General features: G+C 39.3%; 12 protein-coding genes and 1 tRNA gene. 7 read left to right on the forward strand and 6 right to left on the reverse strand.

Features of this window, described 5'->3' with window-relative positions:
- Positions 1 to 18: 18 nt before the first annotated feature.
- The 3 genes from K1X56_05685 to K1X56_05695 all read right to left on the reverse strand — a co-directional run bounded on the left by K1X56_05685 (position 19) and on the right by K1X56_05695 (position 5,891).
- The gene (locus tag K1X56_05685) at positions 19 to 2,622 is read right to left on the reverse strand and encodes a CHAT domain-containing protein (GenBank protein ID MBX7094193.1); all 2,604 of its coding nucleotides are present in this window, start codon (positions 2,620 to 2,622) and stop codon (positions 19 to 21) included.
- An 826-nt stretch (positions 2,623 to 3,448) separates the two neighbouring features.
- Complete coding sequence (locus tag K1X56_05690) at positions 3,449 to 5,104, reverse strand: putative DNA binding domain-containing protein (GenBank protein ID MBX7094194.1); 1,656 nt, start codon at positions 5,102 to 5,104, stop codon at positions 3,449 to 3,451.
- Between the two features lie 13 nt (positions 5,105 to 5,117).
- On the reverse strand, positions 5,118 to 5,891 hold the full coding sequence (locus tag K1X56_05695; protein MBX7094195.1) for a hypothetical protein: 774 nt from the start codon (positions 5,889 to 5,891) through the stop codon (positions 5,118 to 5,120).
- A gap of 449 nt (positions 5,892 to 6,340) precedes the next feature.
- Between K1X56_05695 and K1X56_05700 the strand changes: the two genes are divergently transcribed.
- The gene (locus K1X56_05700; protein MBX7094196.1) at positions 6,341 to 6,562 is read left to right on the forward strand and encodes a hypothetical protein; all 222 of its coding nucleotides are present in this window, start codon (positions 6,341 to 6,343) and stop codon (positions 6,560 to 6,562) included.
- 145 nt (positions 6,563 to 6,707) lie between these two features.
- Here the strand turns inward: K1X56_05700 and K1X56_05705 are convergent.
- A tRNA-Asn gene (locus K1X56_05705) sits at positions 6,708 to 6,781 on the reverse strand.
- 114 nt (positions 6,782 to 6,895) lie between these two features.
- A complete protein-coding gene (locus K1X56_05710) occupies positions 6,896 to 7,102 on the reverse strand; it encodes an RNA-binding S4 domain-containing protein (GenBank protein ID MBX7094197.1) in 207 nt (68 codons plus the stop codon).
- A gap of 445 nt (positions 7,103 to 7,547) precedes the next feature.
- On the opposite strand from K1X56_05710, the gene K1X56_05715 reads away from it, so the two are divergent.
- From K1X56_05715 to K1X56_05725, 3 genes are read left to right on the forward strand one after another with little or no spacing between them, the layout of a single operon-like run.
- Positions 7,548 to 8,087: a T9SS type A sorting domain-containing protein gene (locus tag K1X56_05715; GenBank protein MBX7094198.1), complete on the forward strand. Its 540-nt coding sequence runs from the start codon at positions 7,548 to 7,550 to the stop codon at positions 8,085 to 8,087.
- A 45-nt stretch (positions 8,088 to 8,132) separates the two neighbouring features.
- Entirely contained in the window at positions 8,133 to 9,362 is a 1,230-nt protein-coding gene (locus K1X56_05720) for an outer membrane protein transport protein (protein ID MBX7094199.1), read from the forward strand.
- A 12-nt stretch (positions 9,363 to 9,374) separates the two neighbouring features.
- Complete coding sequence (locus K1X56_05725) at positions 9,375 to 10,628, forward strand: T9SS type A sorting domain-containing protein (protein MBX7094200.1); 1,254 nt, start codon at positions 9,375 to 9,377, stop codon at positions 10,626 to 10,628.
- A gap of 46 nt (positions 10,629 to 10,674) precedes the next feature.
- On the opposite strand, the gene K1X56_05730 is transcribed toward K1X56_05725, so the two are convergent.
- Positions 10,675 to 11,991 (reverse strand): hypothetical protein, encoded by a 1,317-nt coding sequence (locus K1X56_05730; protein MBX7094201.1) that lies wholly within the window; start codon positions 11,989 to 11,991, stop codon positions 10,675 to 10,677.
- A 61-nt stretch (positions 11,992 to 12,052) separates the two neighbouring features.
- Here K1X56_05730 and K1X56_05735 point away from each other — a divergent pair, with 61 nt between their 5' ends.
- The 3 genes from K1X56_05735 to K1X56_05745 form a co-directional block, all read left to right on the forward strand.
- Positions 12,053 to 12,439, forward strand: coding sequence for a hypothetical protein (locus K1X56_05735; protein MBX7094202.1), 387 nt, complete (start codon positions 12,053 to 12,055; stop codon positions 12,437 to 12,439).
- An 82-nt stretch (positions 12,440 to 12,521) separates the two neighbouring features.
- Positions 12,522 to 13,745 carry an exonuclease subunit SbcD gene (gene sbcD / locus K1X56_05740; protein MBX7094203.1) on the forward strand — a complete coding sequence of 408 codons (1,224 nt, stop codon included), beginning with the start codon at positions 12,522 to 12,524 and terminating at the stop codon, positions 13,743 to 13,745.
- A partial coding sequence (locus K1X56_05745) for an AAA family ATPase (GenBank protein ID MBX7094204.1) occupies positions 13,742 to 14,850 on the forward strand: 1,109 nt, incomplete at its 3' end. The genes sbcD and K1X56_05745, both read left to right, overlap by 4 nt.

Consider the following 14,850-nt stretch of genomic DNA (forward strand, 5'->3'; position numbering starts at 1 on the left):
TTGCGTTGTTATAAGCGCTTAATAAAGTAATACAAATGCCGCCCAGAAATAGGGATCGTATTTCTGTTGCATTTTATGTTGTGTTTTATTGAAGGCATCCTGGATGTTTTTACTCTTGAGCAAATTCGCATAAAACAACTCCATGAACTCTGCCGTTTCTTTATCCGGGACTTCCCATAAACTTAACATCATGTACTGAACGCCTGCCATTTTAAACGCACGTTGCAATCCATACACACCATCTTTTCCGCGTATATCACCTAAGCCGGTTTCGCAGGCCGACAATACCACCAATTGCGCTTTTCGCAAATCGAGTGAAGAAATTTCAAGCGCGGTTAACACCCCATCCTCTTCACCCGGAGCTAGTTCTTCCTGCCACACTTTATTGGCACCGGCTAATACAATGCCCGAACGCATCAGTGGATTTGCATTCAACATAAATTTAAACTCCGCATTCGCTTTGGCTCCGCGAAAAGAAAGATCTTCTTGCACTTCCGTTTCTGCCTTTTGCTCTGCATAATACATGGCCGGATCCGGAAAGAAAAATCCATGAGTGGCCAAATGGATAAGGGAGGATTGTGTCGATAAGGATTTAAATACGGATTCATCGGCCCGGGTGGAATCGTAATAATCTACCGGAAACTTTTTACTGCGAAAAATACGGGTCAACGATTCCGCTTCTGCTTTAGTTCCGGGTAAGTAATTCCACACGGCATTAGAAGATGTACTCATTCCGTAATCAATTCCACCATATAGCAAGGCCTTTCCTTTACTTAAGGATGGATCTGCATGTTGTTTAATGGTGGTTGTATTGGAAACGCAGCGTAATTGGTATTTTTTAGACAACCAGATTCCAGATGGATCACGCAAAGCGGCGAATGAAACTTTATGGAGGAGTCCTTCCGGAGAATAAAAAATGGTTTGCGAATGATGCAAATGCTGTTCAAGTGGTTTCCAGATTAAATCATACAATGCATTTGTTCCTGATCGTTGAGTTCCATATACCCCTTTAACCCGATCGAAATCTGCACCTCCAGTATTTAATGCCTCCATCAATTGTTGTTCATTGCAGAGTTGAACCATTTCCGGAAATTTTGCATCGTGCCGAATGATCAGCGCCATATACTGATCCTGCTCCTGGTCCAGATAACGGTCCCGGTAACTCATAAATTCAATCGCCACTTCACCGGGTGATAAGCGTTTTTGAACCTGTTGCCATTGGTATTGATCGCGATTATCAAATTCCATAAATGCTGCTGATAGTTGAACCAATTCCTTCTCGAGTTGATTCACTTCTTCTTCGGCTTTAGCCGTGTTTTCATTGTTGTTGTATTGTTCCGCCATGGCACTTCGTTTATCCAGCCATTGCGCATATTTTAGTTTTAATGTATCGTTATCCGAGCTGTTAATGGCATGCGATAATGCACTGGTGCTTCGCAGCATCATTCCTTTATTTCGCGTTAAGGCCGAATAAACGCGTCCGATCAATTGTGGTTCTTGTTCCTTGCGAAAAAAAGCGTAGGAATAGAGACTGGCGTATTCGGGAAACATCATCGAAAACAACATTTCTTTTTCCTTTTCCGATAAAATAGGAAAATTAATTTCCAGCATTTTATCGTTAATGGAAATGGCATCGCTTAAATACGAATTAGCTTTTTCCCAATCTCCCTTCTGCCGGTAAATATGATAACAGGTTTCCGAAGCATCACGAATGGCAATGGGTGCTTTCAGTTCTTTGGCAATTTCAAGCGATTTTAAATTCCATTCGAGCGATTTATCGTATTCGCCCATTTTAAAATATACAACGGCCAGACTATTATACACCGAAGCCAAATGGGTTTTATCTTTTTCATTTCTGCGCAAACTCAAACATTTCTCATAATAAGCCAGCGATGAAGCAAAATCTCCGCGGCTGTCGGCTATCATTCCCAAGTTACGGTAAGCACTTGATTGCGCGTTTTCATCCTTCAACTCGATAAATAATTCCAACGCTTTTGAATTGCTCGTAAATGCTTCGTCCCATTTTTTCTGATAGATATAACATGCGCCCATGTTGATATGTCCGTTAGCAATAGCCATTTTCTGACGTGGAGTGGATTTATCGCCCAGTTCTTTTTTTAATTGTTCGGTATACTTCATGCTCTCCCGGTAACATTTCAGGGCTTGCTCATAATCGCCCATGTTGCGGTAAATATTTCCTTTATTGCCAACTGCCGACGATTTTCCGGCAATGCCGCGAATGCGGGAAAGGGAATCGCTGGAGTTTTCGAGTTGACTATGCACTTTAAAACAATAATCCTGCAACTCAAGCGCGCGCGGATAATTTCCTAAAATTTTCATCGCCACCGCCTGAATGGAATAACCGTTCGCTTCCTGAAAGAGTTTGTTGTGTTGCTTAGCCAGCACGGCTAATTCTCCGCCATAATAATAAGCGCTGTCGGGTTTATAATACATGTAAACATCCCAGGCTAGGACATCATAAGTTACAAGACGATCATCCACTGCTATGGCATCATTGTGTACAATGCGCAATAAAGAATCGACCGACTGACTTTTACCAATCGTTGCACTACAACAATTGAAAATAAACGCAAGAAGAATTGCCTTCGAAAAATTCCACATAGAGAGATCCCTGGTTTGGGTCCTCTAGTTTACGGTTTTTATTAGAGATTATTTGATTTCCCTGTTTATGAGAATCTGATATTTTGGGGTGTAAAACGCTGTTTTTTCAACGAAATGAGGTGGTTTTTCTAATTCTAATATTTAATTCATTAGTACTGTGGTTAATTCTTGCATGTAGAATAGGTTGTCAATCTGCTCAAGCAACGCTTTTGTTCTACCCTTTATGAACAAATTGAAACTATTCTTCTTTAAAATTTCAATCATCTCTTTTGAAATATAGTACGTTTGCATTATTTCTATTTAACCATCTTTTTATATTCATCTTCGTGTACTAAAATGTATTTACTTGAATTCTATGCATTGATACAGTTGTTTGTCTAATCGTTTGCGGGCAAATATTCTCAACGTTATTGATGATTTTCTTTCTTATTAAAAATACTCAATAAATTTAGGGTGTTATCTTTTTATATTTTAGTTAGCTTATCATTGAAGTTTGTAGCTTCAGTGAAAACAATGTAGTCTTTATCTATTGCTTTGTCGTCTGCGAAACGAATAAGATCCTCGACTTTTATTTCTTTGTTTCACAGACTAATCTTTATACACCCTTATTTTTCATTTTTCCAGCCTATTTATCAATAATTTAAGCCGTTCACATGTTTTTGATATTCAATGATTTGTGGCAGTTTTTGTCTAAATTACGTCTAGAATTCTAGCTAGATTACGTCTACAGTTCATTATACTATCTCTCTTATTTCCATAAAGATAAACGATATAAAACCTTTTTTCCTTGTCTAGAATACGGTCTAATTCTCGTCTAGCCCTTTCTCTATTTCTCCTTTAATTGCCATTTTTGTTCATCCGTTAGTTCAATTTCCCCTTTAATTTTCATTGATTGGAGAAGATTTTTGACCTTATGAAACTTTTGTTTTTCATTCAATACGTCGGAAAACTTGTTTAAAAGTAACTTGTCAAAATCCTTGCGAGTTCCCTTCTTAAATTTCTTTAAATAATCCCTAATCAATTTTCTGCAATATTCATCGTCAATACCCTTATGCTGTAAGTATTCAACTTTTTGGTTTGTTTTCTCCGCAACGCCAATAGAAATATGAAAATTGGGTTTCCTTCCCTCAATGAGTTTCTGCCCTCTCAAGTATTTGACCTCACTATCGGATGGCTGTTTTTTCTTTTGAATCTTGTCAAGCAAAACTATGTCTGTCAAGGAGAGGGTTGAATGCTTTGCTAAAGCAATTGCATAGTTAACGTCCAGAATTTTTCCTATGATTTCTACTGAAACACTTGTTTCATTAATAATATATTCAGGCATTGGAAAAAATCTTTCCCTTTGCTTTTTAAACATTCTCTTGATACCACTTCCAATTGTATCAATCATTTTCAGGTTGACCATTGCGTCTGCAAGAAACCGATTTCTGTAATAACGGTCTGGAGAATTGCGGACAAGTATATCATCAATACTTTTAGGGATAAATCTTCCATCATTAGAAAATATCAATCTGTCAGGAAATTCGACGAGAGTAATCTTTCCGCTCATTGAATAATCTTGGTGCGCAATGCAATTATGCAGTGCCTCACGAATTACGTAAGGGTCATAAGTATCTGTTTCTTCAGGAAACAAACTCCCCTCCTTCATGTATCTATATCTTAAATTTCGGATACGCTGAAAAACTTTTTCAACATTTAAAAGAAAGGGGATAGTGAAATGGAAATAGTCAAGTTCTACATTTTCTATATCTTTTAATATCCAAGATATTTTCCCTTGTGCAGGAGCAATAAAATGTTCAGATACAGGTTTACCTAACAATAAAATAGCGGTCCTAGTTATTTTTCCATCAATGGTAATTTTTGAATTATTCAAAAAGGTAATATCATCCCAACTATCAACTTCTGATTCTAAATGCTCATGTTTATTTTTATAAATAATTCGAGCTCTCGCAATCGCTTCTGAATCTAAGTCTGCTATTGTCGCTCCATCGCAAAAATGAGAAGACCAATCCTCGTTTCTACTTTGATTTCGAATAGACTCAATCTCCGAAATATTGAGCGCAACAGTACTTTCACCATCACGGCCAAAGTAGTGCCCATCCCAGGCTATTGGAATGCCTTGAGGAGCTGGCGGAATTTGAAACATTATTACTCTTCCTTCCGGCAAATTCAAATCGTAAATTTCCATAAACGTAACCCTACCGGTTGTCTTGTCTCCTATTTCTTTTTTTAAGTTATCAAGGTCTTTTCGATTTATTCTATACTGTGTATTACATATTTTCCGAGTCTTATCAATAACACCAAAAACCAACCAACTACATTGCTTATCCATCAAATTAGCTTCATTAGATAAGGCTGAAAAGTACTCACCAAGCGTATCGAAGTTAAAATTGTTCTTTGCCTCTTTAAATTCGACACATTCATTCTCTGAAGGAAGCGTGATTAATTCGTTAAATATGTCTCTAAGTTCCTGCTCTGTCATGAGTACATTTTTTCTATTTCTGATTGTTTAATGTATTGAACTGCTTAAACCACTTCTCTTGCTCAACCTTATAATTACCGATTTCATTCTTAATCGGTTCTTCCATCTCATTAAAGAACTGATAGATTGATCGTACAAACTCATGAATAAACTCCTTATTTCCAATTCTAAAATGTGGCTCTGGTTTAAATAAAACCAAATTCTGCTTTAAGTGTAAATACGATTTATATGTCTTGTTTTCCTCAAGTTTCTCATCGTCTTCCAAGACTATATAACCGTTATTATGTGCAATTGCGTTTCTTATGTCAATGTACGCTTCAATCGTTTTCCATTCCGGCAAAGCTTGTAAATCTAAACCAAGTACTGACTTGAAGTCTGCAATTACCGACTTTAACCTCCATTTTGGCTTAACTTTTTCCTTAATGCCTTTTGCATCTTGCAAATGTGTAAACAATAATCTCAATCCAGCCTCGAAAAGAGATTGCGCCATCATGAAGGTACTATTATAAAGGGCATAATACACCATTACATATCGTACTTCACCTTCTTCTTCCATTATTAAAGAAGCATAATCGCTGGGGTATTCATATTGAGTAAAGTCGACCTGACTCAATTCCTCTTTATATCGATTCTCCAAATCATCCTTACGTTCTTTGAGGATGATCTCGGTGTCATCAAGAACAAGCGTAATGGCCCAAAACCGTTTCTGAATTTCAAAACGAAATTCCCCAAAATGCCCTCCTAAAAGCATTCTGTCCAATTCGTTTCTATCTTTAATATAAAACATTACTATTATTTATTTCCAAGTTCAACTAAAAACTCAACAAGTTTTGTTTTTAATCCCTGTCTTGCACCAAGAATAAGTTATAATTTTTTATGGATTAAATTTCTAAACATGTTTCAAATTGCTAATTTATCCTGCAACAAACGCCTTTAAATAAGTTTCATATTACAAAAATTATTGAAATGGGTAGTTTGCCTAAAAAATCTAATAACACCTATAAACAAACGCAATAGAGGTGAAAATGAACATAACGCTGAAGAAGAAAGTGCAAAAACAGAAAGAAGGTAAGTGATTTTAAGTAAAGAGCTATGAAATTCCGAAAAAATAATTCCAAACGAAAGCTCAATTCAATTGTTCAAGGAAATTTATCCCGAATCAACAAAATCAAATGCTGAGTTAAAAAGAAACAGAATAAATTTATTAGAAGATGAAAAAAAGAGATTAAGGCGTCTATGGAAAAAGCAGAGACCCTTTTGGTAAGAGATGACATTGGCCGTGAAACTTTTCTTAAAATAATGGAAAGATTTAATTCACGCCAGCGAGAAATCAATTTCGAGCTGGAGGCATTAAAAAATGAAGAGGACATATCGAAATTAATTAAGCCCGTAATAAATCTACTTATGAGCCTGGATAGAATTTTTGGCTTTGTAGATTATGATAATAGACGTTTATAATATGGTCGGGGCTCAATGGACCAATAGAAATTTCCAATAAAAAACGTCGAACCACACAAATTAGTTATGTAATTGAATATTTGCTGGGAGTTCCAAGGGTAATAAAGCAGAAAACCACCCAGACTGGGTGGTTTGTCTACTATTGCTCCTCCTTCAGGACTTGAACCTGAGACCCTCTGATTAACAGTCAGATGCTCTAACCAACTGAGCTAAGGAGGATTGTTTATCGGGTTGCAAATATAGCGAAAAAGTTATTTTATTTCAAAACCCCTGAAAAAATCTGAAAATCGGGCGGTTTAAGGCTTAATAATCAGAAAAATACGGGGATAAAAATCAAACGATTGTTATTTTCTCTCCGTCAAATTCAACTACATCTCCACTGCGGAGTTTATTGCGTCGGCGGGTTTCGGTGTTGCCGTTTACTTTTACTTCTCCGGCATCGATGCGGAGATTGGCTTCGCCGCCGGTTTCGGTTAGACCCAGCAATTTGAGCAGGTTGTTCAGCTCAATGTATTCGTGTCCGTTTAATTCAAATTCCATACACCGTTTTTTTTTGCGAACCTAAGAAGTATTTCCGAGCGCAGAAAAAAGAAAATAAAATTAAATCGGTTTGCTAATTTTTTTCAAACCTAACCTGTTTATTTAATCGATCTATTTTCCTCCCTATTAATTTTTTCAATTCATTACTCCCTTTTATTAATGTAATAATTAATCCGGTTTTTATAATTATCATTTTTTTGAATTTCAATTATACCCCCGTTTCAACCATTTATCCGCTTTAACTTCTTTTTACACTTTTGTTGTAACAAATACCCTCCTTCATCGTCTTATCTCCAAAAGGCGCCATTTTTCTCTCTGCTGCCTGAATTTTTCAGTCAAGTTGCACCCATTACGTATTGCACTCCTTCAACGAATTGTTCACACAAGCCGTGCGGGAAAAAAACTGTACCAACCCAAGCATTAACCCATTCAAAAACCAAGCATTATGAAAACAATTGTATTTACGTTAAGCATGACACTTCTGAGCGTGTTCAGCTTTTCACAAACAGAAAATAATCAGGAGCAGATCATCGTTCCCGAAAACAATAATAACGGAAGTCAATCCATCGACGAAACCATTCAGCCCGGAGGAGAAAGTACTGTTTACGATCCCATGAAAGAAAACAGAAATGCAAACCGTGCACAACAAATGGAAGAAGGCGGAGAAACGACTGTATTCGATCCTCTTAAAAACGATAAAAATGAAATGAGAAGCATGGCGCAAAGCAATTCAGAACTTACGGAAGAAGATGTTGTTTTATACCCGAATCCCGCCCAGGATATTCTGATGGTGCAATGCAACGGTCAAAATCCGAATTCAGTGGAGATTTATGACCTCAGCGGTAAACTCGTTTTACAGCAGGACACCCGCGAGATTCCCGGGAACCAGATTCGCTTGCAGGTGGATCAGTTACCGCGCGGTGCTTATGTATTGCTTCTCCGATACAATCCCATCACTTTAGCTAAAAAGACCGTACTTTTTTAAGTCCCATTTGTACCGATAGCCTAATCTTTCTTATCTTGTTCGGAGATGAGAAAGATTTCGCTGTTTATTCTTATTTGCTGGCTATGCGCACCGGGGGTGATGGCCGGTGGATTTCAATTGAATTTGCAAGGACAAAAACAAACGGGCATGGCGCATACCGGAACGGGTTTGCTTTCCGATGCTTCTACCGTGTTGTTTAATCCCGGAGGCATTTCCCTGCTCGATTCCGGTTTTCATATTAGTGCAGGAACAAGTTTACTTTTCCCTCGTGTAACCTATCTGGAACCTTATCCCGGAAATTACAGCACCGAAACGGTACATCACATCGGAACACCGTTTACCTTCTATGCAACATATAAAAAAGCCGGTTCAAAATTAGGGTTCGGACTGGGTGTGTATACGCCATTTGGAAGTAAACAGCAATGGGAGGACAATTGGATCGGACAATTTCTTATTCGGGAAATTGATTTAAAAACCATTTTCATTCAACCAACATTATCCTACGCCCTCAATGAAAATTTTAGTATTGGAGCAGGCTTTGTTTATGCTACCGGATCCTTCGGCTTGCGAAAAGGAGTTCCCGTTCAGGACAGCACAGGCGCTTATGGCGAAGGAAACTTAAATGGCAAAGCATCAGGAACTGGGTTTAACGCTGGATTGTATTACAAAAGCAATGGCGGATTTTCGGCCGGAATTTGTTTTCGTTCTTCGCTTCTTGCAAAAATCAGTGGAGGAACAGCAGAATTCACTGTGCCGAATTCACTTTCATCATACTTCCCAAGCACCAGCTTTAATACACAAATCCGACTACCCTTTGTAAGCACATTGGGACTCGGCTACTCAAAAGAAAAATGGAAGTTTGCTGTAGATATCAATTATGTGGGATGGTCCTCCTACGATTCGCTGATTATCGATTTTGAACAAAACACCGATAAACTAGCCGATATTCACTCTGTGAGAAATTATAAAAACAGTTTTATTTTTCGTGTGGGATCGCAATACAAAACCAGTGAAAAATTAGATCTGAGAGCGGGAGTGTATTACGACATGACGCCTGTACAAGATGGTTATCTTACACCGGAAACACCCGATGTAAATAAAATCGGAATCACCGCCGGATTAAGTTACCGGCCCATCTCCAACTTAAGTATCGATGCTTCATTTTTATTTATCGAAGGAGCACAACGCAGCGATGTAAATCTAGAAACCGGATTTGCCGGCACCTATAAATCCAGAGCATTCGTCCCCGGTGTGGGAATTGAATATCATTTTTAAACTAAAATGCCCATGAAAAAAGTTCTACTCACTTTGTTAAGTTTCGTCGCCCTGTTTACAGGTGCGCAGGCGCAATGCGGACAACGCTTCCACGATAAAATTTTTGTGGATTCCGTTTCATCCAACATTCAATACGGTAGCAATGTCACCTACCAGAACAGCAATCAGAATTTAACGCTCGATATTTATTTCCCGAAGGGAGATACAGATACGGATCGTCCGCTAATCATTATGGCCCATGGCGGAAATTTTTTAGGTGGAAGTAAAACCGGATCGGATGTTGTGCCCATGTGTAAGGACTGGGCGCAAATGGGATATGTGGTTTCATCCATCAACTACCGGGTGGGAATGACCAATTTTCCTTTTCCGGGTCCCGACTCTACCGATGCCACCGAAGCAGTGATGCGTGCCGTACAGGATGCGCGTGCTGCGGTACGTTTTTTCCGTAAGAGTTACGAAAACGGAAATCCCTATGGAATCGACACTTCAAAAATATTTTTCGCCGGTGTTTCAGCAGGCGGATTTATGGCATTGCACATGGCCTACCTCGATGAAGTTTCAGAATTCCCCAGTTATATCGACACTACCGGTCAATACGGTTTATCCGGAGGATTACAAGGGAACAGCGGTAATCCGGGTTACTCTTCCGAAGTAAAAGCCATTATCAATATCTGTGGTGCATTAGGAGATACAGCATGGATTCACGCAGGTGATGAGCCGGTAATGAATTTTCACGGAACAAATGATCAAACCGTTCCTTTTGGTTCCGCCGAAATTTTATTAGTAGGTGTTTATCCCTTATTGCAGGTAGACGGAAGCTACTCCGTAGACGCAAGAGTGAATCAGTTAGGTATTACCAATTGCTTTGAAATTTACGAGGGACAAGACCACACGCCACATGTATCCAACGCAAATTATTACGACACCACATTAAACATCAGCCGCAATTTCCTGGCCCATTTTGTTTGCAACGAAACCTTGAACTGTTCTTACGGTCCAACCATCACAGCGGTGAGCGACATACAGGACGCAGGCATGTTTAGTGCATTTCCAAATCCTGCGAGTGAAGTAATTCAACTCAACATGGAAGGATTTAATGCACAGGTAAACATTCAACTGTTCGACATCAACGGAAAAGTGATTCGCAATTTTAATTGCAGTGGAAATACAGCCACTATTTACAGAGAACAATTACCGGCCGGATTGTATTTTATTCAGGTGAGCGACCAAGATAAAACATCCAGCATCAAAGTGATATTCGAATAATAAAAACAGAAGAAAAGAAAAGCCGTGAAATTAATCACGGCTTTTTTTATGGGAATTTTATACTGTTGCAATCATTGCAATAAATCGTGGGAAAAGAACTTCCGTAATGCGCATTAATAGCCAGGATAAATTGATTCGCAATTAAGTTCGATCCTTTTTGTGTGGGATGAAAACCATCCAGCGAAAAGAAGTTTCCGCTTACAAAAACAGAATTATACAGAACACCGTTCCATGTAATTCCTGAATTCAACTTCGTATAATACTCATCAAGATCTGCCAACGCTAAATCGTATTGCTGTGCTTTATTCCGAATGGCGGTATTGTATGCATCACGCGTGGCATCAATTTGCGCAATCTCCGCACTGTCCAGCGCATAACGGTCGTGAATGGGATTAATCATGATTCCATAATAGCTGCATTTCATCGAATCGAGCGGAACGGTAAGTAAAATATATTCTCCGTTTAACAACTGGCGATAACCACCACCTGCATTGGGATCCTGAATGATAAATCCGTTTTTCCCTTCGTGAAACTGAATATGGTTCATGCCGGCAGAAGCATAAATGGAGGTGAGAGAATCTGCATTTTCCTGATCCAAGTCCGCTCCGTTCCAGGGAATGGTGGTATAAAATGGCATGGTGCGAAAATCCGGAATAGTAGCTAAAACTCCTTTACAATTTAAACGTTGTAACATCACATCAAGTGCTGCTTCAAAAGTGGCGGCATCCGTCAGGTTAATGTTAAATCCTCCATTGCGCACATACCGAAACAAATCTTCCATTCCCGGCATCATGGCAAAAAAAGTAGGATTGGCTTCCGTAATTTTATCCATCACCCCGCCGGTGCAGGAAGAACAAAAACGATTGGCATATTCATTGGCAGGAATACCACTGGCAACGTATTCCGTTAAACTCATATAAGGCACTGTTAAATCGTGCAAAGAAGAAACCGTCACCGGATCTAAATAAGCCTGAGCATCGCCGGTAGTGTACATGCGTTTTACGGGACCCAGCGAACTAAGGCCTTCACAATCGATTCGCGTACCTAATTCGGAGCGGCTGACAAATTGCGACTCCCAATTTTTTGCATTTCTACCGAGACCTTCATCATAAGGCATTAAAGCTTGTTCAAACGAAAGCGCTCCACCTTGTGATAAGGATTGAAATAATAAAGCACCAACAGAAAATTGCTGATCGTTTCTCCCCAATGCACCATCCGAAAATCCGCTTAAATAACCATCACCAACAATTACAAATCGTTCTACATTGGCAGAACCCGATGTAATTTCTGGCTTGTCCAATTCGGGTGTACAACTTTCTGCTGCTATTAATAATACTGATAAAAAAACAAAGGGCCTTTTCATAGAGGGAAAGATAATACAAAAATTACTCGAAATCGGTTAAAATGTGTAGATTTATGCTGTTATGAAAACCAAAAGACTATCCGAAGCCAACCTCATGTTCCGCGAAGGTGTATTGGTTATTGAGTTTTCCGAACGCAATGAAATCAACACCAAAGAAGCGAAAGAAATTCTTGAAGCTGCAAAAAAACTGACCAACAACGAGGTAGTACCGGTTATTTTGGTCGACCACCACCCCACTACGCGAATTAGTCCCGACGCCCGCGATATTTTATCGGATGCGCAACATGGCTTTCTGCGAAAATGTGAAGCTTATGTATCAGCTGCCTTGAGCAAAAGGAATCTCGCTTTGTTGTATATCCGTTACCACAAACCGGAAAATCCCGCACAGGTGTTTTCCAATTTTAATGCGGCATGGAACTGGTCCATGGAAATTCTTTCTCAACAATAATTCCCATTCTGTTTTCAGCTGTTTATAAATTTCCGGAAAGAAAACTTCGGTCCGGTCGTTCTATCTCCTATTTTTAAGCCGGATGTCGCTTCGAATTTTACATACTGCCGACTGGCATATCGGAAAAAGACTTTACGGTACAGATCTGTTTGAGGATCATGAATATTTTTTTTCTCAATTGCTGCAATGGATTGAAAGCGAAAAAATAACGCATCTTCTGATCTCGGGCGATATTTTCGATCAATCCAATCCTTCGGCAGAGTCACTTCAGTGCTATTATAATTTCATTGAACGTTTTTCCCATAGCAAGGCAAGCCTCATCATCACCGGCGGCAATCACGACTCTCCCTTAGTCCTAAATGCCCCACAACAACTTTTAAAGGCCTTTAGAGTGCACGTCATTGGATCGGCGCCCGAATCTGTTTCCGATTGTATTCTGCCGCTCAAAAACGAAGCGGGGGTAACTGAGGTCATTTTGGCTGCAGTGCCCTTTCTGAGGGATAGAGACCTGCGCAGTTCCATAGCACATGCAGATGTTCCCAACCGCATCGAGGCTGTTCGAATGGGAATAAAAAATTATTATCACCAGCTGGCCGATTATTGCAGTAAAAATTATCCCGGTCTTCCGGCCATAACGATGGGACACCTCTATGCCCGAGGAGCAGAAACCAGTGAGAGTGAACGAGAAATTCAAATCGGAAACCAGGCGGGAATTGATGAAGAGGTGTTTCCGGAAACATTTCGTTATGTGGCACTCGGACATATACACAAAGCTCAAACTGTAGGTAAAAGCGGAAGAATCCGTTATTCAGGATCTCCCATCGCGCTCAGCTTTTCAGAGCGAAATGATGCAAAAAAATTAATCCTGCTCCACATCGATCAACAGGAAATAAAACAATCGGATATTGCGGTTTCGCCATTGCGCGATTTCTTATTATTAAAAGGGAGCCTCGGAGATATTGTAAATGAAATTGCAAACTATAGCTCTCAACACCAACAAGCGGCCTATGCCGAACTTCAAATAGAAGAAAAGGTGTATGATCCCACATTATTTCGCAGAAAAGATGAACTCATTGAACAAACCGACAAAGAGGGTCGAATAAAAATCATTTACAGTCGGATTCATTTTTTGGATTCAGAGGTAAAAATGCAGGAGAATGATTTAACCCATAAACCCGTCGGCAGTATTCGTCCACAAGATCTGTTTATGCAACTCATTGATGATTATTCCCCGGAAGAAAAAGAGGAATTATCGCAAGCATTCCTGAGTCTGCTCGATCAGTTAAAGGAAGGAGCTGAAGAATGAAAATTTTATCCATCGCCTTCGAGAATATTCATTCCTTAAAAGGAAAACAAATCATAGATTTTCGAAAATCTCCTTTTACTGAATCCGGATTATTCGCCATAACAGGAGCAACAGGTGCCGGAAAATCGACCATTCTTGATGCCATTACCCTGGCATTGTTTAATGAGATTCCACGCTTAGAACGCGTTTCTAAAGAAGAAATCGAAAAGCAAAACTCCATTATCACCTACGGTGAAAAAGAAGCCTGGGCGGAGGTTGAATACCAATGTGAAAAAGGAATTTTCAGAAGCAGATGGTCCATTTCCCGCAACCGAAACAATAACCTTAACGATTATGAAATGGAGTTGGCGGAATTGCCTTCCGGACAAATCGTTTGTAATAAAAAAAGGGAGGTCCGCCAATACAATGAAAATAATATCGGACTTAACTACACACAGTTTACGAAGGCAATCCTGCTTTCCCAGGGAGAGTTTGCCCGATTTTTAAAAGAGAAAAAAGCAGAACAAACCGCCTTGCTCGAACATTTATCGGGGACACAAATTTACCGGCAAATTGGGAAAAGGGTTTTTCAGGAAAAAAAAGCAATTGCAGATTTAATTCAATCAAAAAAAGAACGCCTCTCCGGTGCGCGCTTGTTAGGTGAAGAAGAAAAAGCAGGAAAAAAAAATCAGCTTGCAGAATTAACCGAAGAGAATAAAAAATTAGAGGAGGAATTAAATACGATTCATTCAATCTACCAAAACACAAAAAGGTATCATGAAGAATCCGACCTTAAACAGAAAGCGGAAGTACAGCTTGAGCAGGTGCAGAAAGAGCAAGTTGAATTCCTTCCTCAACAAAAACAACTAGAACTTCATCTCAAAGCAAAACCTTTTCAATCTTTATTTTTTCAGAAAGAAAATTATCTGACACAAGTCGAAAAAATAAATACAGATATCGAAAATAATAAGGCGGAATTAGCCGCTTTAGAAAACAAAAAAAACACGCTGACTCTAAAATGGACCACCTTTACGGGGTCCGATGAAAATAATTTCCGCCAGGCGCTTCATCAAACCATTGAAGAAATTGATTTGCTGGATAAGAAAAAACAACGCATCGAAGGCGG

Source organism: Flavobacteriales bacterium (genome assembly GCA_019694795.1).
GTDB lineage: Bacteria > Bacteroidota > Bacteroidia > Flavobacteriales_D > UBA2798 > UBA2798.

What these genes read in the sequence shown, in the direction of transcription:
- K1X56_05685 (MBX7094193.1), bottom strand. Translation starts at nt 2,622, where the DNA reads ATGTGGAATTTTTCGAAGGCAATTCTTCTTGCGTTTATTTTCAATTGT.
- K1X56_05690 (MBX7094194.1), bottom strand. Translation starts at nt 5,104, where the DNA reads ATGACAGAGCAGGAACTTAGAGACATATTTAACGAATTAATCACGCTT.
- K1X56_05695 (MBX7094195.1), bottom strand. Translation starts at nt 5,891, where the DNA reads ATGTTTTATATTAAAGATAGAAACGAATTGGACAGAATGCTTTTAGGA.
- K1X56_05700 (MBX7094196.1), top strand. Translation starts at nt 6,341, where the DNA reads ATGGAAAAAGCAGAGACCCTTTTGGTAAGAGATGACATTGGCCGTGAA.
- K1X56_05710 (MBX7094197.1), bottom strand. Translation starts at nt 7,102, where the DNA reads ATGGAATTTGAATTAAACGGACACGAATACATTGAGCTGAACAACCTG.
- K1X56_05715 (MBX7094198.1), top strand. Translation starts at nt 7,548, where the DNA reads ATGAAAACAATTGTATTTACGTTAAGCATGACACTTCTGAGCGTGTTC.
- K1X56_05720 (MBX7094199.1), top strand. Translation starts at nt 8,133, where the DNA reads ATGAGAAAGATTTCGCTGTTTATTCTTATTTGCTGGCTATGCGCACCG.
- K1X56_05725 (MBX7094200.1), top strand. Translation starts at nt 9,375, where the DNA reads ATGAAAAAAGTTCTACTCACTTTGTTAAGTTTCGTCGCCCTGTTTACA.
- K1X56_05730 (MBX7094201.1), bottom strand. Translation starts at nt 11,991, where the DNA reads ATGAAAAGGCCCTTTGTTTTTTTATCAGTATTATTAATAGCAGCAGAA.
- K1X56_05735 (MBX7094202.1), top strand. Translation starts at nt 12,053, where the DNA reads ATGAAAACCAAAAGACTATCCGAAGCCAACCTCATGTTCCGCGAAGGT.
- sbcD (MBX7094203.1), top strand. Translation starts at nt 12,522, where the DNA reads ATGTCGCTTCGAATTTTACATACTGCCGACTGGCATATCGGAAAAAGA.